Source organism: Pseudomonas sp. P7548, from assembly GCF_013386585.1.
Classification (GTDB): Bacteria; Pseudomonadota; Gammaproteobacteria; order Pseudomonadales; family Pseudomonadaceae; genus Aquipseudomonas.
This window is the reverse complement of record NZ_JACARO010000050.1, coordinates 1-25323: the sequence shown is the minus strand read 5'-3', so window position 1 is coordinate 25323 and position 25323 is coordinate 1. Positions and strand designations below refer to the sequence as shown.

The following is a 25323-nucleotide window of genomic DNA, read 5'->3' as shown; positions in this document are numbered from 1 at the left end:
CCCGCTCCCACATTTGATTTCTACGGCTTTCGAAATCTTCATTCGCGTCATCCGTCCCAAGCTTCTACCCTTGAGTGCATAGCCCTCAGGACTGAACGCACTCATGTACAAAGACCTGAAGTTCCCTGTTCTTATCGTGCACCGTGACATCAAGGCCGACACGGTGGCCGGTGATCGGGTCCGGGGCATCGCCCGGGAGCTGGAACAAGAGGGCTTCAGTATCTTCTCTGCGGTGGACTACGCCGAAGGCCGGCTGGTGGCCTCTACCCATCATGGCCTGGCGTGCATGCTGATTGCCGCCGAAGGGGCCGGCGAAAACACCCACCTGCTGCAAAACATGGTCGAGCTGATCCGGCTGGCCCGGGTGCGGGCGCCCAACCTGCCGATCTTCGCCCTGGGCGAGCAAGTCACCCTGGAGAACGCGCCGGCCGATGCCATGAGCGAACTCAACCAACTGCGCGGCATCCTCTACCTGTTCGAAGACACCGTGCCGTTCCTGGCCCGACAAGTCGCCCGGGCGGCGCGTGGCTACCTGGATGGCTTGTTGCCGCCTTTCTTCAAGGCCCTGGTGCAGCACACGGCCGACTCCAATTATTCCTGGCACACCCCCGGCCACGGTGGCGGGGTGGCCTATCGCAAGAGCCCGGTGGGGCAGGCGTTTCATCAGTTCTTCGGGGAAAACACCCTGCGTTCGGATTTGTCGGTCTCGGTGCCTGAGCTGGGCTCGCTGCTCGATCACACCGGGCCGCTGGCGGAAGCCGAAGCCCGCGCCGCGCGCAACTTTGGCGCCGACCATACGTTCTTCGTGATCAACGGTACATCCACCGCCAACAAGATCGTCTGGCATTCCATGGTTGGCCGCGATGACCTGGTACTGGTGGACCGCAACTGCCACAAGTCGGTGCTGCATTCGATCATCATGACCGGCGCGATCCCGCTGTACCTGTGCCCGGAGCGCAACGAGCTGGGTATCATCGGCCCGATCCCCCTGAGTGAATTCAGCCCCGATTCCATCCGCGCCAAGATCGACGCCAGCCCCTTGACCCGAGGGCGCCCGCCGAAAGTCAAGATGGCGGTGGTGACCAACTCCACCTACGACGGCCTGTGCTACAACGCTGAGCTGATCAAGCAGCAATTGGGCAACAGCGTCGAAGTGCTGCACTTCGATGAAGCTTGGTACGCCTACGCGGCCTTCCATGAGTTCTTTGCCGGACGCTATGGCATGGGCACCTCGCGCACCCCGGACAGCCCACTGGTGTTCACCACCCACTCGACCCACAAGCTGCTGGCGGCATTCAGCCAGGCGTCGATGATCCATGTGCAGGATGGCGGCGCTCGCCAGCTGGACCGCGACCGTTTCAACGAAGCGTTCATGATGCACATCTCCACCTCGCCGCAATACAGCATCATTGCCTCGCTGGACGTCGCTTCGGCCATGATGGAAGGCCCGGCCGGGCGCTCGTTGCTGCAGGAGATGTTCGACGAAGCCCTGAGTTTTCGCCGCGCCCTGGCCAACCTGCGCCAACACATCGCCGCCGAAGACTGGTGGTTTTCCATCTGGCAGCCGCCCTCGGTGGCCGGGATCGACCGCGTCGCCACGGCGGATTGGCTGTTGCAGCCGCAGGATGACTGGCACGGGTTCGGTGATGTGGCCGAAGACTACGTATTGCTCGACCCGATCAAGGTCACGTTGGTAATGCCGGGCCTCAACGCGGGTGGCGCCTTGAGCGACTGTGGGATTCCCGCCGCGGTCGTCAGTAAATTCCTCTGGGAGCGTGGGCTGGTGGTGGAAAAGACTGGCCTGTATTCCTTCCTCGTGCTGTTTTCCATGGGCATTACCAAAGGCAAGTGGAGTACCTTGCTTACCGAGTTGCTGGAGTTCAAGCGCAACTCAGGGAACCCAATTAGGCCAGGGCTCTCAGGGCTCGTCAAGGGATCTTGTGACAGTGTTGGCACAGTGTTGTGACAATGACTCATGGTCTCATGGTCAACCTCGGGTCACCTCATGGCCTCGGTCTGCCAGGGATTCCCAAGGCCTTTACGTGACGCGACATGCACGCGCTAAGGATCACGCACGGGCGCCATAAAGCTCAGGCGCACGCAAGGGCCTACGGGGGTAAGCGCGCAGGTTAGCTATGACAGGTGGTCTAACAGAAATTTCTGTCAGATCCTTAAAGGGATCCCGATACGTCCGATATGACCTCTCCGACCAGTCCAGCGATTAGCTCGCCATGAGCGCAGCCATAAAGAACCGCTACGGTCCCGACCAGCTTCCATGTGGCTTTCGACATAGCGATAGCCTTGAGGACGGCCAACCATTGTTTCTTGGCGGCCATAGCGGTCTCCTACGTGGAATGTGAGTTTGAATGTGGGTCATTGCCCTGCGCTTTGCGCGTAGGAACGTGATACGGAATGGGCTCAACTGAAGGTCCACCGGCTTGGATAGACACTCAGGTCAGCCCACGAGGCCCATTACGGGCCCCATGGTTACAGCGGGTGTTACGGCTTGACGACCACACGAGTGATCAGTGGGAAGTCTACGGTCTCGACTTGCAGGCGCTCGGTGGGGTCTTCAGGGTTTGCCAGCTTGATCCTGACCTTGGCCTGAGCCATTACGTCAGCCACACCGCTTACCTCAAAGTCCCAGCCTTGGATGCCAGCGTTACGGGAAGCATGGATCGACCACACGTCACCGTCATTGCCTTCACGGAACGACAGCGAGGCGAAGCCTTTAGGCAGCATGAATACGCCACGGTTAGTGCCCGAGTAGAACTGAGTACGGCAACCCAACAGGTCCTCAACGTCATCCACACCAGCACGTTGGGCAGCACGTTCAAGCATTGCCTGCTCGGTCATGTGCATCAGCAACACGAAGTCGCTCAGAGAGTTACCTACCGACTGGTTAATGCTCATGGTCAAAGCGTCGATCCAGTCCTCAGCACGATCTCGTGGCGAAGCACCCGCAATGGTGACCTCCTTGGCTTCGGTGCTTGGTGACTTGATCAGGATGTCCACAACGGTAGAACCACAGGCCTTCTCGAAGTCGGTCAGCATCTTGTCCATCATCTGCTCCATGCCGTTGCCAGTGAAGCCAGCAACAACGTGGGCATCCAGAAGGGTGAAGCGGTGCGAGAAGAATGCAGCGGTATTGGTCGGCTCAGTGAAGATGAAGTCGCCCGCTACGGCCTCCCCTTTAGTGATCTTGGAGTGATCGTAGATCGACTGGCGCGGGTCAAACTCGACGTTGCGATTGACCATGTTGACCAGTTGAACGGGGGTCGGCTCGGTGCCTTTAGGACGGAACTCACAGGGGATCGCATCGACAGCGTTGTCGTGCCATTCGCCACCATTGAAGAATTCGTCCATGGCTTGGGTGATGGCCTGAGCCAGGACACTTGAGTCAGTCGCCTGGGCGCCCATAGAGGCCTCGGTGGAGAACTGAAGGTTACCGCCATTGCCCCATACGGCAGCCTCATAGGAAGTCGGCGTGGTGTAGCGGTCGCGTTGGTCGCGGTGATCGGTAGATTTGGACATGAGATACGTCTCCTGAATAAGTTGAGAAAGGACAGGCTTAGTTGTTGTCGAGCCAGTTGCCAGACGAGAAGTCGCTACGACCATTGGCACTGCGGATAGCGCGGCCCATGTCTTGATACTTGCGCTCACGGTCTTCACGCTTGGCACGGCGACGCGCTTCGTCCAAAGGGGTGGACTCGTAGGACTTGAAGCGCTCTGCATGCTCACGAGCGTCTTTGAGTCGCTCTGCATGTTCACGCTCAGCGGCCAACTTGCGGGCCTCGATGGACCTCACGATGGCCGGGAAGGCAGCAGCGCTCAAACCAGCGTCCAGGTATTGGCTTACGATTGCCTCTTGGGCTGGCTTGTTGCTCCCAGCGGTGGCAATCAGGGTCGCCAGCATCACGCCCTCGGCATACGCACGAGCTACGACCTGACCTTGTACTTCAACGGTTTCAGGGGTTACGTTTTGGATATTCAGTTGCATGGTGTTGGGTCTCCTAAATCGAGACATTGATTCATGGCCTTGCCGCATAGAGGCAACGTGACCAGATGGCAAGGAGTAGCCGCACGGGCCTCTCAAGGTCATGATCAATATCTTCTGGGTTTGGGTTAGATGGGGTTGTTGTGCCGATGGCGGACGGCGGTGGGTGTTACAGCGGTAGGGTGATCGGTTGGCGGGTTAGTGGGATGCGCATGGGGACCATCAGGACAGCATCGAGGTGCATAATGGTGTTGGTGGTAATAGAGTCGATGAACGAGACCAGGACCGGATTGGTGGCCTTCAGGTGCTCGCAAAGTCGCTCGTAAATGACACCCTGCTCACCCTTGCAGGTCAGCCGACCACGGACGTAACGATCACGCCAGATGGCACGCAGCGTGACCAGCTTGGTCCGACTTGCAGGGGTCGTTAAGAACGCATTGAGTTGCTCAGCGAAGGTCATGGGCACATTCCCTTCGGTAGATCGGCAACCGTCATGCCCTTACCGCCAAAGCCCTTGATGTCGACCACATAGCCCTCTTCATCGACCACGGGGCGAATCTTCTTGCGCTCGATGTCCCATGCCAGGATCGCGTCACGGTATCCCTTGAGCCATTCGAGGCCCGCATTGGTCACGTTGAAGCCATCTGCATTCTGGCCGTGGCCTGTGTACTTCTTGTGCTTGAAGTAACCCAAGTCGAAGCCCTTCTTGGTCGGCACGATGGGACCGGATGGGGTTTCCAGGGATACCACCTTGGGGCGCTCACGCTCGAACCGGCCGATGGCCTTAAAGTAGGACTTGGCGATCTGAGGTGGGACATCCGCAATGAAACAGGCAGCTGACCATGTGTGGCCGTGACCTGAGGTGCCCTTACGGACGTGCTCGGCATAGACCGGGGCCATCATATCGACGCGGGTCTGAAGGTCGTTCAACGTGTCGGTGATGGCTTGGGAACCGAACATAGGGTTTGCGGCTTGTTCCAGTTCGATCCAGCGACCGATCACGGTGTGGCGTAGACCTGAGTCGTAGCCAGTGATGATGGTGAAGACCATTTGCTTATTGAGAACCAGCATGCGGCGCTCTTGCTTGTTGCCGTCGAGGTATGTGGCCTCTACTGACCCCGCCTCAGATTTGAGGTGGGCTACTTGTTCCACAATACGGTCGGCATCACGCAACACGTTATCGTGCCGCTTGCCTGTCATTGCGGCAATCTCGACGGTGGTCATGGTGATTTCGTGAAGGCTCATACGGCCACCTCACGGTTCACATGCACGCTCAGGTGCTGGGGCACCATCTGGAAGGTCTTGCGACCGACCACGGTGTAGCGCAGACCAGTGTCATAACCGGTGATAAGAGTGAATACCATGTGCTTGTTGAGGACCAGCATCGGGCGCTCAGCCTTCCGCCCGTCCAGGTATGTAGCTTCGATGGCCCCTGTAGATTGGTCATTATTTGAACACTCCTCAGATTTGAGGGCGTTAACCTTCGCGACAATGGCGTGTGCATCTCGAAGTACGTTGTCGTGACGCTTGCCAGTCATTGCGGCAATCTCGACGGTGGTCATGGTGATTTCTTTGATACCGTTAAACATGGTAGTGGACTCCTTTTGAATGCTCCCTGGTTCGCTCCCACCGGCCGACCGTCAAGGCCCCACTACGGGCATCGACCATGGCTCAAGGAGCATTCAGAAAGACTTGACGTTGGTATAAGCCCAGCGACGGGCGTGTGTGACCAGGGAATGGCTGCTGATATTTATTTCAGAATAAACCGAGCTGTCCCTGTTATTGTGAGGGTTTTTAAATCCACTTGACGAACCGCTTAGATTCCTTTAGGGAATCATGAAGTCCGTACCGGATGGCGAGACCCGTGGCAGACCCAAAGGGAGGGAGTTCCTTATGGGATCTTAAAGTCCACTCTATGAGTAGGGATTATTTTGCAATAGCAAATCCCTTCACACTGGGTCCACCTAACGCCCTTGGGGTCCGCAATGAGCATCCAGTGAGTTTTTACCCCAAGACACGTAAAGATTTTTTCGCCCTCAACCCAAGGGTCATTTGGTTATTAATAGTATGCGGCATTTAATCAGAGACGCTTCCAACGCCCAGTGTTCGCAGGTCGTAGTGCAACTGTGCAAGCGCTTCTGGGCTTGGCGGCTCAAGCTGGTCCTCCCATTGGCTCGAACGTTGCGGCGCATCCTTCAGGAAGCCGTAGCGCATCAGATGGCTAAGCGCATCAGGTCTACTCTTAAGTAGGCGTGGCATGGCTAACTCGATGGCCTTCACGTACCGCTGCGCCTGACGTAGGCCCAACCGGCTGTGAGCCATTACGGTGGCCGCTGAGACGACTTCGAGGTCCGCGATGATCGCTACAAGGCGCTTCACTGACAGGGGCTTAGACGAGCCACCGACCCCGATAGCCCGGTCATGCCAGTCAAGTCGAGCGATCCCCTCAATGATGTCCATAGCGAAGAAAGGGTACTGGCCGTAGTCGGGCTCAGTCGGGCCTATGAAGCCGCAGAACAGGTTGGTTATTTCCTTGGTAGGACGGCCTCGACCTCGCTTGACGCTGGAGATAGATGCAGTGTAATCGGCCTCGTGTAGAGCTGGATCGTAGCTGGTCATATGGTCCTCACTTGAAATCATGGCGACCGTTGTGGTCATCCGTGTTCTTGTGAGGGTTTTTAACGACACCCGCTGTCACAAGGTCAGACCCAAGGCAACAAAAAGCCCACAAGGCCCAATGATTACGGGCACTTGCAGGCTCAAGGTGACGCTCCTGTGTAAATTGTGCAGGCCTATGGCCCAGGTGTTCCCTCAGATTTCACACAGGAGCGCCCTAACGAGCGCCTAACTGGTAACAGTCAAACCGCTGGTAGGGCTTCCTCAATGGCCTCCCTCAGTGACCCCAGGTTGACCCCAGCACCTTTGCCGTAGAGGTCATATGCCAGGGTCGAGGAGGCGTGCCCCAGGATGCTCTGTGCGGTCTCTACAGGGATTCCATGTGCCTTCAGTTGGGTCGCCATGCTATGACGCAGGGAGTGAAATACCAGAGCCTTGTGGTCACCCTTAGAGTGGAACGACCGAAGCAATGAGTTGACCTTACGGCCTATGGTCGGGTTCTCAGTGAACAGACGGGAGCCAGCAGGCCGACCCTTGACCAGCTTTAGGAAGCCTTCAAGGTCAAAGCCCATGACCCCGGTCAGTGGGACCAGTCGGGCGCTCTGTGCATTCTTGATGGACTTAAAGGGTTGATTGGTGTTGATGTCCATCACCCACACACCAGCTACCTCCTTGATGTCCTCAGTGGTCAGCGTGTAGACCTCATTTTGTCGGGCCCCAGTGATAGCGGCCAGTTGGATCAGCAAGGACGCCTCTGAGCTATCCTGTGTGGCATTGGTCATGATGTCCTTTAGGTCAGCCTCGGTGAAAGCCTCCCGTGCGCTGCCAGCGTCACGCTTGTGCTTAAGCCCCTTCCCATAGTGGCGCTCAATGGTCCCAGTATTGACGGCCCATTCAAGGGTGGTCAGTAGAATAGTCAGCAGCTTATTGACCGTGGAGTTAGCGCGTGTGGTTCCCAAGGTCTCCTTTAGGGCGGTCATATCGGCTCGCGTGTGAGTCATCATATCGACACCTTCAAGGGCAGCTCCCAGAACACGCTGTGAGGCTGATTGGTTCCTAAGGGTGGCAGGTGCAAGGTTAGGCGAATGTTCAGCCATGTAGGCAGCGGACAGGGACGCATAGGACAGACGCTCAGAGGACTCAAGGGTCCCTTTAGGCTGATTTGCACTTACAGATAAGGACAGGGAAGGAAGCAAACGCGGTGGAGGCTGTACAGGCTCAGAAGGTCCACGCACAGGCTCGCTAAGGTCCTCAATGATCCCCACCAGTGGCCCCAGGTTGCCCTGTAGGCGACTCTCAGCAGCTCTCAAGGCCTGGGCCGCAGTGTTAACCCCTCGGGCCTGTAAGGGACTCATAGAGGCTGTCATAGCGTAGCCGTGAAGCTCGGCCCTAATGTCGCTGTAGACCATGCCGTATTGCTGCATAGGGTCATCATGGTGAGCCGTCGCCAGGGCCTCTAAGGCAAACTCTACGATGGCCGAACGGATGTCCTCCCAGGTTGCCTCAGGGTTGTCGAGGTGGAAGCCAGCAAGGGCCTGTCTGAGAGTCTTAGAGGTGGTCATAGCTGTGGCCTTGTCAGTGGTCCTCAATGATACCGCATGACCCTTGGTGGACCCTACAGGCCTTAGGCGCATGTAGTAGACCCCTTGGCGGCGGTAGTAGTAGGGATGACTTAGTGGAGTTGTGACAATGGTTGTGACAAGGTTGTCTGTGTTGGTGCTGGTCATGGCTCAGGCCTCAATGGTTGCTAAGGCCCTGGGTCATCGCAAGTAGTTCAAGCGCAACTACGACGCCAACGTCAGCCTGGCCAGCTGTTTGCCCTCGGTGTATGCCCAGGGTCCGACGCGTTACCAGGGCCTGGGGCTGCGCGACCTGTGCGACCAATTGCACAGCTGTTATCGCAGCAACGCCACGGCCAAGCACCTCAAGCGCATGTACACGGTATTGCCGGACATCGCGATGAAACCGGCCGACGCTTACGACCAGTTGGTGAGGGGGGAAGTGGAGGCGGTTTCCATTGATGCCTTGCCAGGGCGCATCGCAGCCGTGATGCTGGTGCCTTATCCGCCGGGCATTCCGTTGATCATGCCCGGTGAGCGCTTTACCGAATCGACACGATCGATCATCGACTACCTGGCGTTTGCCCGGACGTTCGATAGCAGTTTCCCCGGTTTTGTCGCGGATGTTCATGGGTTGCAACACGAAGATGACGGCAGTGGTCGTTGTTACACCGTCGATTGCATCAAGGGTTAAGGATGGTTATGCAGGCTGTAATGAACCCGAAGTACCCGGGGCTCAGTGTAAGGGTCGCCGACGAGGGCTTTGATGCCTACGTGTGGGGCAATGACTTCAGTTTTGAGGTGAGCACCTACGGCGAGCCGCAGATGGGCAAGCGGGTCGATCAGTGGCCGGTGGAGCGCATCGTGCCGTACCGCAAGTGCTACGGGATCGATCCTGAAGAGTTCGCCAGTTTCCGTGACGCGCCGGACAGTGCGATCTTCATGGCCTACCTGGACGATCGGGCGGTGGGGCATATCGTGGTCAGCACCAACTGGAACGGCTTTGCCCACGTCGACGAACTGGCGGTGGCCTTGCCGGCGCGGCGCCATGGCGTGGCGAAGGCGCTGCTGGATGTGGCGCAGTTCTGGAGCCGCAAGAAGAACCTGCCGGGGATGATGCTGGAGACCCAGAACAACAACCTCGGCGCCTGCCGTTTGTATGAGCGTTGCGGTTATGTGATGGGCGGGATCGACCACCTGCGCTATCGCGGCATCGACCCACAGACCCGCGAAGTGGCGATTTTCTGGTACCGGTTGTTCAAGAGCGAAGTCGAACAGGTTTAACCCGGCAGCAGGCTTTCGGCCTTCTGGGTGACGATCTCCAGCAGCGCATTCAAGGCCGGTGACGGCGTTCCGTCCTTGAGGGTCAGCGCATACAGGCTGACCGGGATCGGTGGCGACACCGGGCACGCATCCAACCCGGCTTCCCGGGCGCCGTAGGCGGTGAACGGGTCGACAATCGCCAGGCCTTCCCCGGCTTCCACCATGCTGCGCATCATCTGGTAGGTCTGCACCCGCGTCTGCACCACTGGCAACGGGCGCAGGGCTTGCAGCTTGGCGTCCAACAGGCGGCTCAAGGGGTCATGGCCTTCGAGGCCGATCATCGACTGGCCGGCCAGGTCCTGCAGCGCAATGTACTTCTGCTTGGGTTTGAGCCAGCCATGGGGGGCGAGCAGTTGCAGCTTGCCCTGGGCCAGCACGGTGCTCTGGATCTGCGGGTGTTCCGGGTCATGCAGGCTCAAGCCCACGTCGGCCTCGTGCAGCAGCAGGCTGCGCACGATCTCCCGGGTCGGCTGGCTGGACAGGTTGCACGGGGTGTCCTGGAAGCGCCGCCGCAACACGGCGATGCTCTGTGGCAACAACTGGTTGGCCAGGGGCGGCGTGCACAGGGCGCGCAGGGTCGGGGCGTGATGGTGTTTCAGCCGGCTGGCCAGGCGTTGTACCGGTTCCAGGGCTTCGTAGAGGTGAGCGATCTGTGTTTGCAGCTCCAGGGTCTCACGCGTTGCTTGCAAACGCCCGCGCACACTGGCAAACAGCATGAAGCCCAACAGGTGCTCGGCATCCTTGAGCGTGGCGTCCACGTCGCCCACGGGGAGTTGCAACCATTCGGCGGCCGTGCCGAGGTGTCCGGTCTGCAAGATGGCCTGAATCACTTCGATATGACGTAAACGCATCGCCGGAGTCTATGTTCAGTGCGATGGGGTTTCAATGGCTGGGCAAAAAACAGCGTGGGCTTTTCGCCTACCGTTGCAACCTGCGGTTCATGTAAAGCGTGTAATAACCGACGAACAATGAGGGAGCGTCGCGATGTCCGGCAAAACCGCAGCATTTGACAGTCTGTCCCGCCAGCGAGGGTTTACCCGTTGGGCGGTGCTGGTGGTGTTGGTCATCGTTGGGCTATTGACCCTGGCGGTGGGGCCAAGGCTGTTTGGCGATGTGACCCTGGCCGAGATCGCCACGGCAAAAACGCAGGTGGCCGAGTTGGGCAAGGCACTCGAAGGTTTTCATCACGACACGGGCCGCTATCCCACCGACGAGGAAGGGCTGGAGGCCTTGACTGAGCAGCCTGTCGACGTGGCGCAGTGGAAAGGTCCTTATATCCAGGACGAACTGCTGACCGACCCGTGGGGCATTGCCTACCAGTACCATTACCCTGCGACCCAGGGCCAGGCGCCGTTTGATCTGTTCTCGTTCGGCAAGGACCGCACGCTGGGCGGTGTCGGGGTCAATAAGGATATTACCTACGGCGACAACTGAATCATCTGGCAATACCCATAGACCTGATTAGAATGACGCGTCTGATCATCAACGACCAATGCCGGTTACCGGCACTTACAACAAAAACAGGTCTGGTCTCGAATGCCGCTACCCTCGAATGTTCTCGGGGTAACGGTCAAGCAACTGGTGGTCCTGGTGACCGTCGGCTGCGTGGCCGCTTACCTCTTCAGTAACACCGACGACAACACCCCGCAAAAGCATGCGCTCGAAGCGTTCATCCGCTCCCAGGAACAGGTGGCCGAACAGGTGGGCACCGTGCTGGACATTGCACTGGTCAGGGAAGTGGTCGCGCACCCAGGCTATGGCACCACGGGGAATACACCGGGCTACACGCGCTCGATGTTTGCCGTCGAGGGTGAAAAGGGGCGGGTGCTGGTGACGCTCAAGCAAGTGGAGGGGGAGCAAGGGGTGGAGGTGACGCAGATAAGCCGGCAGTGATCGCCGGCCCAGTCAATGGCGCGGATGGCCAGGACTGAGCAGGTCTAGTGAGGCGAGATCTTATGACGCGAGGGTGGTTTCCGATTCACGGACAATGATGGTGCCCGACTGAATCAGTTTGAACTCATCTCCTTCCAGCTTTTCTACGCGGTCGCCAATGGCCAATTTGTAGGTGGTGGTAGGCATCGAGCCAGCCTGGCTGTCCTGCGCCGGGTTGGATTCCTGGAACTCATGCACCGAATACACGCGTCCTTCCGCGTCTCTGGCATGGAACTGTCCGACAAGTACTGCAGCCATCTGTTTAGAACCTCTGGAGATAAACACTCGATTTGCGGTTCTGTAGACCGTCATGGAGCGGGGTAGTTTACCTATAGTAAAAAAATACTATTCGTTGAAGATTTCAGACGCTTCCTACGCGCATGAGTGCGCAGTAACGTTCAGGAGGAATAGCAAAAACCTGCTGGTGAACACGGCGTGAAGACTCTATAACTGAAAGCTCCTTTAGTCAGACGTCGGGAAAACCTCAATGAGCAAGGTCTACACGATTGCCGTCCTGGTTGGCAGCTTGAGAAAAGAGTCGATCAACCGCAAGGTCGCCCTGGCCTTGGCCGAACTGGCCCCTGCCAACCTGAAGTTGAACATTGTGGAAATTGGCGATCTGCCACTCTACAACGAGGACATCGACGGAGGTACGCCGCCGGCAGCCTACAGTACTTTCCGTCAACAGGTGAGCTCTTCCGACGCGGTGTTGTTCGTGACCCCGGAGTACAACCGTTCCGTGCCTGCTCCACTGAAGAATGCGATTGACGTCGGCTCCCGTCCCTACGGCAAAAGTGCCTGGAGCGGCAAGCCGGGAGCGATCATCAGCGTGTCACCCGGTGCCATTGGCGGGTTTGGTGCCAACCACCATTTGCGCCAGTCTCTGGTGTTCCTCGATGTGCCGTGCATGCAGCAGCCGGAAGCCTACCTGGGCGGCGCAGGTAGCCTGTTCGATGAGGCTGGCAAACTGTCGGAAAAAACCAAACCCTTCCTGCAGGCGTTTATCGATGCCTACGGCAAATGGGTAGAAAAACAATCCGCCTGACACCCCACACCTTGTAGGAGCCGGCCTGCCGGCGATAGGCCCTAAAGCCTTGCGGTGCTCACGAAACCGCCATCGCCGGCAAGTGTCACGTCAGTCGAGCTGGCTCAGCGCAGCCAGTTAGTGCGCGCCAGTTCGATCACTTCATCGCCACGGCCACTCATCACCGCCTTGAGCATGTACAGGCTGAAACCCTTGGCCTGTTCCAGCTTGATGCTCGGCGGCATCACCAGTTCCTGAGTCGCCGTCACCACATCCACCAGCACCGGGCCGTCATGGGCCAGGGCACGGCGCAAGGCCGGTTCCAGGTCTTCGGATTGCTCCACGCGAATGCCCAGGATCCCCATGGCATTGGACATGGCCGCAAAGTCCGGGTTTTTCAGCTCGGTGCCGGTGTCCAGGTAGCCGGCGGCTTTCATCTCCATGGCCACAAACCCCAGGGATGAGTTGTCGAACACGATGACTTTGACCGGCAGTTTCAACTGCGCCAACGAAATGAAGTCCCCCATCAACATGGCGAACCCGCCGTCACCGGACAGGGAAATCACCTGCCGCCCGGGGAACGCCGCTTGGGCGCCGATCGCCTGGGGCATGGCGTTGGCCATGGAGCCATGGTTGAACGAGCCGATCAGGCGGCGTTTGCCGTTCATCTTCAAATAACGCGCGGCCCACACGGTGGGCGAGCCGACGTCGGCGGTGAAGATCGCATCATCGCTCGCCAGCTCGCTGAGCAAGCGCGCCACATATTGTGGGTGGATCGGCCGGTTGGCTTTCGATGGCTGGGCCAGGTCATCCAGGCCTTGGCGGGCTTTCTCGTAGTGCTTCAGCGACGTGTCGAGGAAGCTGCGATCGGTCTTGCGGGTCAGGCGCGGCAAGAGCGCGTCAAGGGTTTCGCTGACGTCGGCGGCGATGCCCAGGTCCAGGGTGGCGCGGCGCCCCAGTGCCTGCGGGTTGCGGTCGACCTGGATGATCTTCGCGTCGGTGGGGTAGAACTGGCGGTAGGGGAAGTCGGTGCCGAGCATGATCAGCGTGTCGCAGTTGAGCATGGCATGGTAGCCCGAGCTGAAGCCGATCAGGCCGGTCATGCCGACGTCAAACGGGTTGTCCCATTCCACATGCTCCTTGCCCCGCAAGGCATGCACCACCGGTGTGCCCAGGGTATCGGCCAAGGCCACTACCTGGTCATGGGCGCCGGCACAGCCGCTGCCGCACAGCAGGGTGACTTTCTGGCTGCCATCGAGCAGCTCGGTGAGGCGTTGCAGGTCCTGTTCGGCCGGTAAGGTGCGCGGTGCGTGCAGGGCAGGCCAGGGCTTGAGCGTGTCCTCGACCTCCAGCAGCGAAATGTCCCCGGGGATCACCACCACGGCCACGCCACGGTTGAGGATCGCCGAACGCATGGCGCGGTGCAGCACCTGGGGCATCTGCGCGGGGTTGGTCACCAGCTCGATAAAGTGGCTGCACTCCTTGAACAGTTCCTGGGGATGGGTTTCCTGGAAGTAGTTCAGGCCGATCTCGGAGGAGGGGATCTGCGCCGCAATGGCCAGCACCGGCACGTGGTTGCGATGGCAGTCGAACAGCCCATTGATCAGGTGCAGGTTGCCCGGCCCGCAGCTGCCGGCGCACACCGTCAATTCGCCGGTGGCTGCCGCCTCGGCGCCAGCCGCGAAGGCGGCGACTTCCTCATGGCGCACGTGCATCCACTCGATGCTGTCCATGGTGCGCAGGGCGTCGGTCAGGCCGTTCAGGCTGTCGCCGGTCAGGCCCCAGATGCGCTTGATGCCCGCCTGTTCAAGGGTGGTTGCCAATTGCTGGGCCAGGTTGATGTTCGCCATGAAGCACTCCAATCGTCAGTGAGGTTAAAAACGGCTGATCAGTAGAGGACAGTTCGATCACGGCGAATGCTCCGTCCTTATTGTGAAGATTGCGTCATGGCCGCACGGTATTGGCGGGTGCGTCGTGCGATAAACCACTGGTCACGTACCAGAGCCAGCAGGGGCGCGACGCTCGGGTTGGGCAGGCGTCCGCGGCTCAGGCGGCGCAGTTGCTCGCGCACCACGGCCATGGTGGCGAGGGAGGCCAGCGGCTTGCGCTTCCAGCGGATCGGCTGCAATTGCGGGTTGAGGTCGCGCCCCTCACGCCAGTGTTTGATCAGCTGGGGTTCCAGGGTCAGCGCTGTGGCGATACCGGCCATGGCGATGCCGCTGTCGAGCACTTGTTGCACCACCGGCAAGCGGCGAATGCCGCCGGTGACCATCACCGGCATGGTGGCAATGGCCGCCAGCTCACTGGCCATCTCCAGAAAGTACGCCTCACGGGCCAGGGTCCGGCCGTCCCGCGCTTCGCCCTGCATGGCCGGGGCTTCGTAACTGCCACCGGACAACTCCAGCAGGTCGACCGGCAAGGTGTTGAGCAACTCGACCACCGCCCGCGCATCCGCCGCGTCGAAACCTCCGCGCTGGAAGTCTGCCGAGTTGAGCTTCACGGCTACGCAAAACCCGGGGCTGACGCTGGCGCGTACGGCCGTGATCACCTCCACCAGCAAGCGGGCGCGGTTCTCCAGGCTGCCGCCCCAGCGATCGGTGCGCTGGTTGCTCAGCGGCGACAGAAACTGGCTGAGCAGGTAACCATGGGCCGCATGGATCTGCACGCCGGTGAAGCCGGCTTGCTCGGCCAGGCGGGCGCTGGTGGCGAAGCGCTGGATCACGTCGTTGATATCGTCTTCGGTCATGGCCTTGGGCTTGGCGAACATCTTGGAAAAACCACCGAGGTCCAGTGCGACCGCCGACGGCGCCAGGGCTTGCTGGCCCAGGTTGGCCATGGTCTGGCGGCCGGGGTGGTTGAGTTGCACCCAGAAGTGCACGCCCTTGGCGCGGGCGATGTCGGCCCATTCGCGAAAGCTCGCCAGGTGCTGCTCATCTTCCAGGGCGACGCCACCGGGGCCGGTCATGGCGCGACGGTCGATCATCACGTTGCCGGTCAACAGCAAGCCCGGTTCGCCGTCGGCCCAGGCCTTGTACAGCTGCTTCAATTCGCGGGAGGGCGCTTGCCGAGCATCCGCCATGTTCTCTTCCATCGCCGCCTTGGCGATGCGGTTGGCGAGGACTTGGCCGTTGGGCAGTTGCAAGGCTTCAAAGGGTGACATGGGTTGACTCCTGAGCGGGGGAGGCCTCAGGCTAAGCTTAAAGTTAACTTTAATGTCAAGCAGGGCGTGGCGATGAATATTGGTGAGCTGGCAAAACAGAGTGGCTTGGCGGCATCGCGCATCCGCTTCTATGAAGCCGAAGGCCTGATCAGCCAGGTGGGGCGCCAGGCCAATGGCTACCGGCGTTATGCCGCAGAGGCGCTACAGACCCTGCAACTGATCCAGAGTGCGCAAAAGGCCGGGTTCACCTTGCAGGAACTCAAGGCCTTGATGCCGGCTCCGGGCGAGCACAAGCGCGAGGAGCTGATCGACGCGCTGGAGCGCAAGGTGCAGCAGATCGAACAGATGCAAGCGCAGTTGGCCCACAGCAAGGCGCAATTGCTGGGGGTGATCGAGACGGTGCGGGCGCACCCTGAAGGCGTTCCCTGTTCCATGGGCCAGCAGCGTGTGCTGGCCGCCATCAAAAACGACGCATAAAAAAAGCCCCGGCATTGCCAGGGCTTTTTTGTACGCCAAGGTTCAGCGGCGGCGGAACAGCGGCAACGGTTCATCCGTCGCAGCCTGGTACGTCACCGAGAAGTCCTTGAGGCTTTCCAGCGCTTCGTACGGGTCTTTGTCGGCGCGCAAGGCGAAGGCATCGAACCCGCAGCGGCGCAGGTAGAACAACTGGTCGCGCAGCACGTCGCCAATCGCCCGCAGCTCGCCCTTGTAACCGTAGCGGTCACGCAGCAGGCGTGCGTTGGAGTAGTTGCGCCCGTCGGTGAAGGCCGGGAAATTCAGCGCGATGACCTGGAAGTGTTCCACGTCCGCGCCGATCTCTTCGGCTTCTTCATCGGCGTCCAGCCACACACCCAGGCCGCCGTCGCGGGCCTTGAGGGCGTGACCGTGTTCGCGCCACAGCGCCAACGGCACGATCAGGTCGTCGCAGTTTGAGATGCCGTCGAAGCTCGCGTCCTTGGGCAGCAGGTGCCAGGTTTCGTCGAGGACTTCGTTGTTCTTAATGATTCGCTGCATAGACGCGCTCCTTGAACAGATCGATGCCGATGCGCTGGTAGGTGTCGATGAAACGCTCATCTTCGGTGCGCTGTTCGATGTACACATCGATCAACTTGCCGATCACCTCGGGCATGGCTTCCTGGGCGAAGGATGGGCCGAGGATCTTGCCCAGGCTCGCATCGCGGCTGGCGCTGCCACCCAGGGACACTTGGTAGAATTCTTCGCCTTTCTTGTCCACGCCCAGGATGCCGATGTGGCCGACGTGGTGGTGACCACAGGCGTTCATGCAACCGGAGATGTTCAGGTCCAGCTCGCCGATGTCGAACAGGTAGTCCAGGTCGTCGAAACGTCGCTGGATCGATTCGGCAATCGGGATCGACTTGGCGTTGGCCAGGGAGCAGAAATCGCCGCCCGGGCAGCAGATGATGTCGGTCAGCAGGCCGATGTTCGGCGTGGCGAAACCGCCTTCGCGCAGCTCGCCCCACAGGGTGAACAACTGGCTCTGCTCAACGTCCGCGAGGATGATGTTCTGCTCGTGGGAGGTGCGCAGTTGGCCGAAGCTGTAGCGGTCGGCCAGGTCGGCCACGGCGTCCAGCTGCTTGTCGGTGATATCGCCCGGTGCAACACCGGTAGGCTTCAACGACAGGGTCACGGCCACGTAGCCCGGCTTCTTGTGCGCCAGGGTGTTGCGGCCACGCCAGCGGGCGAAACCCGGGTGCTCTTTATCGAGGGCTGCAAACTCGGCGTCCTGATTGGCCAGGGCCTTGTACTCAGGGTCGACGAAGTGCTTGGCAACGCGATGTACTTCGGCTTCGGTCAGGGTGGTCTGGCCGCCGCGCAGGTGTTCCATTTCAGCGTCGACTTTCTGGGCAAACACCTCAGGGGTCAGCGCCTTGACCAGGATCTTGATCCGGGCCTTGTACTTGTTGTCACGACGGCCATAGCGGTTGTAGACCCGCAGGATCGCGTCAAGGTAGCTCAACAGGTCCTGCCACGGCAGGAACTCGTTGATGAAGGCACCCACCACCGGGGTACGACCGAGGCCGCCACCCACGAGTACGCGGAAGCCCAGCTCGCCGGCTGCGTTGTACACCGGCTCCAGGCCGATATCGTGCACTTCGATCGCTGCACGGTCCGAGGTCGAGCCATTGATGGCGATCTTGAACTTGCGCGGCAGGTAGGCGAATTCTGGGTGGAAGGTGGTCCATTGACGGACGATTTCGCACCAGGGGCGTGGGTCGATCAGTTCATCGGCGGCAACGCCGGCGAATTGGTCGGTGGTCACGTTGCGCAGGCAGTTACCGCTGGTCTGAATGGCGTGCATCTGCACGGTGGCCAGTTCAGCCAGGATGTCCGGCACGTCTTCCAGTGCCGGCCAGTTGAACTGCACGTTCTGGCGGGTACTGATGTGGGCATAGCCTTTGTCGTAGTCGCGGGCAATCTTGGCCATCATGCGCATCTGGCGCGAAGTCAGCTGGCCATAGGGCACAGCCACTCGCAGCATCGGCGCAAAGCGCTGAACATAAAGGCCATTTTGCAGGCGCAGAGGGCGGAACTCTTCTTCGCTCAGTTCACCTGCCAGATAGCGTCGGGTCTGATCACGGAACTGCTTGACGCGGTCCTCAATGATGCGCTGATCGTATTCGTCGTATACGTACATATAGGTCCTGTTCTCGGCAAATCTGCGCGCACGGCCGCGCACTCCCAACGGAGCCGGCGCACGATACCAGTTTGCGTTTATGCGCAAAAGTGATGTTTGAGTATATGCAAATAACCAAATCGCCTATTGAGAACGGTTATCGCATTACCCACATTTGTCATGCGGGCAATCATCAACTTTACTGTCGTCGAGTCTTAGTGCAATCACCTACAAAACCGACAAGAGGCGATGCGATGAGCAATTCTACAAAAGCCCGTAAACCCGATAGTACCGTTGATGCCTGGGCCATTCTGTTCCTGATCATCCTGGTGGTGGGCACCGCGGTGTTCTGGGTCAGCCACCAGTAGCCATAGCTACAGACCCCTGTAGGCGCTGGCAAGCCAGCTCCTACAGTTACAGTCAGGTTGGGTTTACACGCCGGCCAGGTGCAGCACCAGTTTGACGATGCCAAACAGTGTCAGCGCGAACACCCCCGTGAACAGGATGCCCAGGATCACGAAGTGGCTGGGTTTGCCGTGGGTGAAATCGCGGGCGCGATTCTTGCCGCTCTGCACGCCAAAGGCGGCGGCCATGACGCTGTGGAGCATCTGCCAGAAGGTAGGCGGCTTGTTGTTGACTGGATCGTCCATACATCCCTCGCAAGACGGAGCCTGGAGGAAAGCATAGCCCAAACACCATAAAACCCATGTGGGAGCTGGCTTGCCTGCGATAGCGGTTTGTCAGTCGACATTGTCATCAACTGAAAGACCGTCATCGCAGGCAAGCCAGCTCCCACAGGTTGATCGGTGTTGTGTCAGATCAGTTGTCGTAGCCCAGGTTCGGCGCCAACCAGCGCTCGGTCACGGCCAGGTCCTGGCCTTTGCGCGCGGTGTAGCTGACCACCTGGTCCTTGTCGATCTTGCCGACCGCAAAGTACTGCGCCTGCGGGTGGGCGAAGTACCAGCCGCTGACCGCCGCCGCCGGGAACATGGCGTAGTGCTCGGTGAGGAACACGCCGCTGCGGCCGGCTTGCATTTCGCGGGCTTCGGGGTCGAGCAACTGGAACAGGGTGCCTTTCTCGGTGTGATCCGGGCACGCCGGGTAGCCCGGGGCAGGGCGGATGCCGCTGTACTGCTCCTTGATCAGCGCTTCGTTGTCCAGCTCTTCGTCCTTGGCATAACCCCAGTAGTCTTTACGCACTTGCTGGTGCAGCCACTCGGCGCAGGCCTCGGCCAGGCGGTCGGCCAGGGCCTTGACCATGATCGAGTTGTAGTCGTCGCCCGCGTCCTGGTAAGCCTTGGCCACTTCTTCGGCGCCGATGCCGGCGGTGGTGATGAACCCGCCCACGTAGTCGGTCACGCCGCTGTCCTTGGGGGCCACGAAGTCGGCCAGGGAGAAGTTCGGCTTGCCGTCGGTCTTGATGATCTGCTGGCGCAGGTGGTGCAGGGTCGCCAGGGGCTTACCATCGTCGCCGTAGACTTCCAGGTCGTCGTCCTGCACCTGGTTCGCCGGCCAGAAGCCGAATACCGCACGGGCGCTGATGAGCTTTTCATCGATCAGCTTGGCCAGCATTTCCTGGGCGTCGGCATACAGCGCGCGGGCCGCTTCACCGACCACTTCGTCGTCGAGGATGCGCGGGAACTTGCCTGCCAGGTCCCAGGAAATGAAGAACGGCGTCCAGTCGATGTATTCGGCCAGTACCTTGAGGTCGATATTGTCCAGCACCTTGGAACCGGTAAAGGTCGGCACCACCGGCGTGTAGGTGTTCCAGTCGAACTGCGGCTTCTTGGCGATGGCCGCGGCGTAGCTCAAGCGTTCGGTACGGGCGCTGCGATTGGAGGTGCGCTCGCGCACTTCCACGTATTCCTCGCGGGTGCGTTCCACAAAGCCGGCTTTCAGCTCCTTGGACAGCAGCTGCGTGGCCACGCCCACCGCACGGGAGGCGTCGGTGACGTACACCACTGCATCGTTGCTGTACTTGGGCTCGATCTTCACCGCCGTGTGCGCCTTGGAGGTGGTGGCGCCACCGATCATCAGCGGCAGGTGGAAGTCCTGGCGCTGCATCTCGCGGGCCACGTGCACCATTTCGTCCAGGGACGGCGTGATCAGGCCGGACAGCCCGATAATGTCGCACTTCTGCTCCTTGGCCACCTGCAGAATCTTCTCCGCCGGCACCATCACGCCCAGGTCGACGATGTCATAGCCGTTGCAACCCAGCACCACGCCGACAATGTTCTTGCCGATGTCGTGCACGTCGCCTTTGACCGTGGCCATCAGGATCTTGCCCTTGGCTTCCGGCTTGTCGCCTTTCTCCAGCTCGATGAACGGGATCAAGTGGGCCACGGCCTGTTTCATTACCCGGGCGGACTTCACCACCTGGGGCAGGAACATTTTGCCGGCGCCAAACAGGTCGCCGACGATGTTCATGCCAGACATCAACGGGCCTTCGATCACTTCGATCGGGCGTGCGAACGACAGCCGCGATTCCTCGGTGTCTTCGACAATATGGGTGGTGATGCCCTTGACCAGCGCGTGTTCCAGGCGCTTGTTCACGTCCCAGCCACGCCATTCCTCGGTCTCGGCTTCCTTGACGCTGCCGTCGCCCTTGTATTTGTCGGCGATGGCGAGCAGGGCGTCGGTGCCTTCCGGTGTGCGGTTGAGCACCACGTCTTCCACGGCGTCGCGCAGCTCGGCCGGGATCTGGTCGTAGATCTCCAACTGGCCGGCGTTGACGATGCCCATGGTCAGGCCGTTGCGAATCGCATACAGCAGGAACACCGAGTGGATCGCCTCACGCACCGGGTTGTTGCCGCGGAACGAGAACGACACGTTGGACACGCCACCGGAACTCAGTGCGTAGGGCAGTTCGTCACGGATGTAGGCACAGGCGTTGATGAAATCGACGGCGTAGTTGTTGTGCTCTTCGATACCGGTGGCGACCGCGAAGATGTTCGGGTCGAAGATGATGTCTTCCGGTGGGAAGCCCACTTCATTGACCAGGATGTCGTAGGAGCGTTTGCAGATTTCTTTCTTGCGCGCTTCGGTGTCGGCCTGGCCGGCTTCGTCGAACGCCATCACCACCACGGCGGCGCCGTAGCGCTTGCACAGCTTGGCGTGGTGAATGAACTGCTCCACGCCTTCCTTCATGCTGATGGAGTTGACGATGCCCTTGCCCTGGATGCACTTGAGGCCGGCTTCGATCACGTCCCACTTGGAGGAGTCGATCATGATCGGCACGCGGGAGATGTCCGGCTCGCCGGCGATCAGATTGAGGAAGGTCACCATGGCCTTCTTCGAATCCAGCATCCCTTCGTCCATGTTGATGTCGATCACCTGGGCGCCGGCTTCCACCTGCTGCAGGGCGACTTCCAGGGCTTCGGTGTAGTTGTCTTCACGGATCAGGCGGGCGAACTTGGCCGAACCGGTGATGTTGGTGCGCTCGCCGACGTTGACGAACAACGAACTGCGATCAATGGTGAACGGCTCCAGGCCCGACAGGCGGCAAGCCTTCGGAATGTCCGGGATCACGCGCGGTGCATAGCCGGCCACGGCCTTGGCGATGGCTTCGATGTGGCCCGGCGTGGTGCCGCAGCAGCCGCCGACGATGTTGAGGAAACCGCTCTGGGCAAACTCTTCGATGACCTTGGCGGTTTGCGACGGCAGTTCGTCGTACTCGCCGAACTCGTTGGGCAGCCCGGCGTTCGGGTGCGCGGAGACGTGGGTGTTGGCCTTGTTCGACAACTCTTCCAGGTACGGACGCAGCTCGCTGGCGCCCAGGGCGCAGTTCAGGCCCACGGAAATCGGCTTGGCATGGGCCACCGAGTTCCAGAACGCTTCGGTGGTCTGGCCCGACAGGGTGCGGCCGGAGGCGTCGGTGATGGTGCCGCTGATCATGATCGGCAGTTCGATATCCAGTTCTTCGAACACACCCTGCACGGCGAAGATCGCGGCCTTGGCGTTGAGGGTGTCGAAAATGGTCTCGATCAGGATCAGGTCGGCGCCGCCTTCGATCAGGCCCTTGGTGGCCTCGGTGTAGTTCTCCACCAGTTCATCGAAGGTCACGTTGCGGTAGCCGGGGTTGTTCACGTCCGGCGACAGCGAGCAGGTACGGCTGGTCGGGCCGAGCACGCCGGCAACGAAACGCGGCTTGGCCGGGTTTTCAGCGGTCTTGGCGTCGGCGATCTTGCGCGCCAGGCGTGCGCCTTCTACGTTTAGCTCATAGGCCAGCTCTTCCATGCCGTAGTCGGCCATGGAGATGCGCGTGGCGTTGAAGGTGTTGGTTTCGAGGATGTCGGCGCCGGCGTCCAGGTAGGCTTTCTCGATGCCACCGATCACGTCCGGACGGGTGATCACCAGCAGGTCGTTGTTGCCCTTGACGTCGCTCGGCCAGTCGGCAAAGCGTTTGCCTCGGTAGTCATTTTCTTCAAGCTTGTAGCTCTGGATCATCGTGCCCATACCGCCGTCGAGGATCAGGATACGTTCCTTGAGGGCTTGATGAAGGGCTTGCAGACGAACGCTACGATCGGACATGGGACTACTCTGGTCAGGCATTTCGGAGGGCGTGAATCATAGCAAACCTGTGCCGATTTAGAGCATGCACAGTATTTGCATGAATATCGTTCATGTTGTTGGAGGGTGTGGCCCGGTAGAATCACCGCCATATTTTAAGCGCACGCATTGAATCGGGACCGGATACATGTCACTTCGTCTTATCGTCAGCGCCGTGCTGTTGCTGATTGCCAGCAGCACCCAGGCACAAAGTCCCGCTCCGGCGATTTCCTATACCCGCGATATCCAGCCGATCTTCACCGAGAAATGCGTGGCCTGCCATGCCTGCTACGACTCTGCCTGCCAGCTCAACCTGGGCAGTGCCGAAGGCGCGGCCCGGGGCGCGAGCAAAGTGCCGGTCTACGACGGTGAGCGCAGCCAGGCCACGCCAACCACGCGGTTGTTTTATGACGCCTTCGGCAAGCAAGCCTGGCAGCAAAAGGGCTTCTATTCGGTGCTGGATGCCCAGGGCAGCCAGGCGGCGCTGATGGCGCGCATGCTGGAGCTGGGGCACAACGCACCGCTGCAGCCTAACGCCAAGTTGCCCGAAGACATCGTATTGGGCCTGAACCGCGAAAACATGTGCGCCATGCCCGGCGAGTTCAATGCCTACGCGGGCGCCCATCCCAAGGAAGGCATGCCGCTGGCCGTCACCGGCCTGACGGACCAGCAATACCAGACGTTGCAACGCTGGCTCGCCTCCGGCGCGCCGATTGACGAGCAAGGCCTGGCCCCCAGCGCCAAGGAAGCGCTGCAAGTGCAACAGTGGGAAAACCTGTTCAACCAGCCCGGCGCCCGGGAAAGCCTGGTGGCGCGCTGGTTGTTCGAGCACCTGTTCCTGGCGCATATCTATTTCGAGAACGGCGAGCCGGGGCATTTCTTCCAGTGGGTGCGTTCGCGCACGCCCAGCGGCCAGCCGATTGACCTGATCGCCACCCGTCGCCCCAACGATGACCCGGGCACCCAGGTGTACTACCGCCTGTGGCCGGTGCAGGGCGTGATCGTGCACAAGACCCACATCACGTACCCGTTCAGTGCGCAGAAAATGGCGCGGATCAAGGAGCTGTTCTACGCCGGCAACTGGCAGGTCAATGCGCTACCGGGCTATGGGCCAGGGCGCCGGGCCAACCCGTTCGAAACGTTCGAAGCCATCCCGGCCAAGGCGCGCTACCAGTTCATGCTCGATAACGCCGAATACTTTGTGCGCACCTTTATCCGCGGGCCGGTGTGCCGTGGGCAGATCGCTACGGATGTGATCCGTGACAACTTCTGGACCCTGTTCCAGGACCCGGACCACGACCTGTACATCACCGATGCGCGCTACCGCGGCCAGGCCACGCCGTTGCTGGCGATGCCGGGGCAGAATGACGACGTGGGCAGCGTGCTGAGCCTGTGGCTCTCTTATCGCGACAAGCGCAACCAGTACGAAGCCTTGCGCCGCGACAGTTACGCCGATGTGCCGCCACCGAGCTGGTCGACCCTGTGGGCGGGCAACGACAATGCCTTGCTGACCATCTTCCGCCACTTTGACAGTGCGTCGGTGACCAAGGGTTTGATCGGCGAAGTGCCGCAGACGATGTGGCTGTTCGACTACCCGCTGCTGGAGCGCACCTATTACCAGTTGGCGGTGAACTTCGACGTGTTTGGCAACGTGTCGCACCAGGCCCAGACCCGCTTGTATTTCGACCTGATCCGCAACGGTGCCGAGCAGAACTTCCTGCGCCTGATGCCGGCCGACTCCCGCGACGGGTTCCTCGATGACTGGTACCAGAACAGCGGCAAGCTCAAGATGTGGCTGGATTATGAAGCCATTGACGACGACAAGCCGACCGGTCTGCACCTGAATGAGAAAGACCCCAAACGTGATTTTGCCAACCAGTTGCTCACCCGTTATGGCGACCTGAACGCCAGCCCGGACCCGATCAACCGCTGTGATGGCGCGTATTGCTCCCGCGATGGTATCGACCCGGCGTTGCAGGACGCCGAACAGGCGTTGAGCCGGCTGACATCACGCCCGGCAGCAGGGCTCAAGGTCATCGACCAATTGCCTGAGGCGACGATGCTGCGTATTGAGACCGCCAGTGGCAAGCGTGTGGTCTATAGCATGCTGCGTAACCGCGCCCACAGTAATGTGGCGTTCCTGTTGGGTGAGGCTTATCGCTATCAGCCGGGGCTGGATACGGTGACCATTTACCCGGGGGTGTTGAGTAGTTATCCGAATTTCATGTTCAACATTCCGGCGCAGGAAGTGCCCGAGTTTGTGGCGCAGATGGAGCGGGCCAAGGATGCCAACCGGTTTGAAAAGATCGTTGACCGTTGGGGCGTGCGTCGCAGTCATCCGTTGTTTTGGCAGTATTTCCATGATTTGTCGCAGTACATTCGTGAGACTACGCCGGTGGAAGAGGGGGTGTTGGATATGAATCGGTATGAGAATTTGTGAGGTTTGTTCGGGGGGCATATCCGGTATTTGAGTAACGGCTGATATTGGTTCCGCTCTTACAGCGGGTCACTTTTGATAGAGCCCAAAAG

Annotated in this window: 21 protein-coding genes and 2 pseudogenes; 8 read left to right on the top strand and 15 right to left on the bottom strand. The window is 60.0% G+C overall.

The window, feature by feature from the left end; all coding sequences use genetic code 11:
• Positions 1-103: 103 nt before the first annotated feature.
• Positions 104-1888 (top strand): annotated as a pseudogene (locus tag HX803_RS20810) (Orn/Lys/Arg decarboxylase N-terminal domain-containing protein); the annotation flags it as partial.
• A 611-nt stretch (positions 1889-2499) separates the two neighbouring features.
• Here HX803_RS20810 and HX803_RS20805 read toward each other — a convergent pair.
• From HX803_RS20805 to HX803_RS20775, 7 genes are all read right to left on the bottom strand, one after another.
• A complete protein-coding gene (locus HX803_RS20805; RefSeq protein ID WP_178923081.1) occupies positions 2500-3534 on the bottom strand; it encodes a hypothetical protein in 1035 nt (344 codons plus the stop codon).
• A gap of 37 nt (positions 3535-3571) precedes the next feature.
• A complete protein-coding gene (locus tag HX803_RS20800; protein ID WP_256732896.1) occupies positions 3572-4000 on the bottom strand; it encodes a hypothetical protein in 429 nt (142 codons plus the stop codon).
• Positions 4001-4166: 166 nt separating this feature from the next.
• Positions 4167-4457, bottom strand: coding sequence for a hypothetical protein (locus HX803_RS20795; RefSeq protein WP_178923077.1), 291 nt, complete (start codon positions 4455-4457; stop codon positions 4167-4169).
• Complete coding sequence (locus tag HX803_RS20790) at positions 4454-5242, bottom strand: Rha family transcriptional regulator (RefSeq protein ID WP_178923075.1); 789 nt, start codon at positions 5240-5242, stop codon at positions 4454-4456. The genes HX803_RS20795 and HX803_RS20790 overlap by 4 nt, the downstream gene beginning before the upstream one ends.
• Positions 5239-5586, bottom strand: a complete 348-nt coding sequence (locus HX803_RS20785) for a Rha family transcriptional regulator (protein ID WP_256732895.1) — start codon at positions 5584-5586, stop codon at positions 5239-5241. The genes HX803_RS20790 and HX803_RS20785 overlap by 4 nt, the downstream gene beginning before the upstream one ends.
• Before the next feature lie 487 nt (positions 5587-6073).
• Positions 6074-6655, bottom strand: coding sequence for a hypothetical protein (locus HX803_RS20780; RefSeq protein ID WP_178923073.1), 582 nt, complete (start codon positions 6653-6655; stop codon positions 6074-6076).
• 200 nt (positions 6656-6855) lie between these two features.
• Positions 6856-8340: a tyrosine-type recombinase/integrase gene (locus HX803_RS20775; RefSeq protein ID WP_178923071.1), complete on the bottom strand. Its 1485-nt coding sequence runs from the start codon at positions 8338-8340 to the stop codon at positions 6856-6858.
• Between the two features lie 46 nt (positions 8341-8386).
• Here HX803_RS20775 and HX803_RS20770 point away from each other — a divergent pair.
• Positions 8387-8866: pseudogene (locus tag HX803_RS20770) on the top strand (lysine decarboxylase); the annotation flags it as partial.
• A gap of 8 nt (positions 8867-8874) precedes the next feature.
• Complete coding sequence (locus HX803_RS20765; RefSeq protein ID WP_176997803.1) at positions 8875-9456, top strand: GNAT family N-acetyltransferase; 582 nt, start codon at positions 8875-8877, stop codon at positions 9454-9456.
• Here the strand turns inward: HX803_RS20765 and HX803_RS20760 are convergent.
• Complete coding sequence (locus HX803_RS20760; RefSeq protein WP_178923069.1) at positions 9453-10346, bottom strand: LysR substrate-binding domain-containing protein; 894 nt, start codon at positions 10344-10346, stop codon at positions 9453-9455. The two genes, HX803_RS20765 and HX803_RS20760, sit on opposite strands and share 4 nt — an antisense overlap.
• Positions 10347-10479: 133 nt before the next feature.
• On the opposite strand from HX803_RS20760, the gene gspG reads away from it, so the two are divergent.
• Both gspG and HX803_RS20750 read left to right on the top strand, forming a co-directional pair.
• Positions 10480-10929, top strand: coding sequence for a type II secretion system major pseudopilin GspG (gene gspG / locus HX803_RS20755; protein ID WP_178923068.1), 450 nt, complete (start codon positions 10480-10482; stop codon positions 10927-10929).
• 102 nt (positions 10930-11031) lie between these two features.
• Complete coding sequence (locus tag HX803_RS20750; protein WP_178923066.1) at positions 11032-11388, top strand: hypothetical protein; 357 nt, start codon at positions 11032-11034, stop codon at positions 11386-11388.
• A 60-nt stretch (positions 11389-11448) separates the two neighbouring features.
• Here HX803_RS20750 and HX803_RS20745 read toward each other — a convergent pair whose 3' ends face one another.
• Positions 11449-11685: a hypothetical protein gene (locus tag HX803_RS20745; protein WP_176997799.1), complete on the bottom strand. Its 237-nt coding sequence runs from the start codon at positions 11683-11685 to the stop codon at positions 11449-11451.
• A 229-nt stretch (positions 11686-11914) separates the two neighbouring features.
• Here HX803_RS20745 and HX803_RS20740 point away from each other — a divergent pair, with 229 nt between their 5' ends.
• A complete protein-coding gene (locus HX803_RS20740) occupies positions 11915-12472 on the top strand; it encodes an NADPH-dependent FMN reductase (protein WP_178923064.1) in 558 nt (185 codons plus the stop codon).
• 104 nt (positions 12473-12576) lie between these two features.
• Here HX803_RS20740 and poxB read toward each other — a convergent pair whose 3' ends face one another.
• Both poxB and HX803_RS20730 read right to left on the bottom strand, forming a co-directional pair.
• The gene (gene poxB, locus HX803_RS20735) at positions 12577-14301 is read right to left on the bottom strand and encodes a ubiquinone-dependent pyruvate dehydrogenase (protein ID WP_178923061.1); all 1725 of its coding nucleotides are present in this window, start codon (positions 14299-14301) and stop codon (positions 12577-12579) included.
• Positions 14302-14378: 77 nt separating this feature from the next.
• On the bottom strand, positions 14379-15611 hold the full coding sequence (locus HX803_RS20730; RefSeq protein ID WP_178923059.1) for an NADH:flavin oxidoreductase/NADH oxidase family protein: 1233 nt from the start codon (positions 15609-15611) through the stop codon (positions 14379-14381).
• Positions 15612-15683: 72 nt separating this feature from the next.
• Here HX803_RS20730 and HX803_RS20725 point away from each other — a divergent pair, with 72 nt between their 5' ends.
• Positions 15684-16088: a MerR family transcriptional regulator gene (locus HX803_RS20725; RefSeq protein WP_178923057.1), complete on the top strand. Its 405-nt coding sequence runs from the start codon at positions 15684-15686 to the stop codon at positions 16086-16088.
• A 42-nt stretch (positions 16089-16130) separates the two neighbouring features.
• On the opposite strand, the gene HX803_RS20720 is transcribed toward HX803_RS20725, so the two are convergent.
• From HX803_RS20720 to metH, 4 genes are all read right to left on the bottom strand, one after another.
• On the bottom strand, positions 16131-16625 hold the full coding sequence (locus HX803_RS20720) for a DUF934 domain-containing protein (RefSeq protein ID WP_003235539.1): 495 nt from the start codon (positions 16623-16625) through the stop codon (positions 16131-16133).
• Positions 16609-18267 (bottom strand): nitrite/sulfite reductase, encoded by a 1659-nt coding sequence (locus HX803_RS20715; RefSeq protein WP_178923056.1) that lies wholly within the window; start codon positions 18265-18267, stop codon positions 16609-16611. Before HX803_RS20715 ends, HX803_RS20720 begins: the two co-directional genes overlap by 17 nt.
• Before the next feature lie 410 nt (positions 18268-18677).
• Positions 18678-18896: a DUF2970 domain-containing protein gene (locus HX803_RS20710; RefSeq protein ID WP_178923054.1), complete on the bottom strand. Its 219-nt coding sequence runs from the start codon at positions 18894-18896 to the stop codon at positions 18678-18680.
• Positions 18897-19065: 169 nt separating this feature from the next.
• Positions 19066-22776, bottom strand: coding sequence for a methionine synthase (metH, locus tag HX803_RS20705; protein WP_178923052.1), 3711 nt, complete (start codon positions 22774-22776; stop codon positions 19066-19068).
• 166 nt (positions 22777-22942) lie between these two features.
• Here metH and HX803_RS20700 point away from each other — a divergent pair, with 166 nt between their 5' ends.
• Positions 22943-25234: a fatty acid cis/trans isomerase gene (locus HX803_RS20700; RefSeq protein ID WP_178923050.1), complete on the top strand. Its 2292-nt coding sequence runs from the start codon at positions 22943-22945 to the stop codon at positions 25232-25234.
• The last annotated feature ends 89 nt before the right edge of the window (positions 25235-25323 follow it).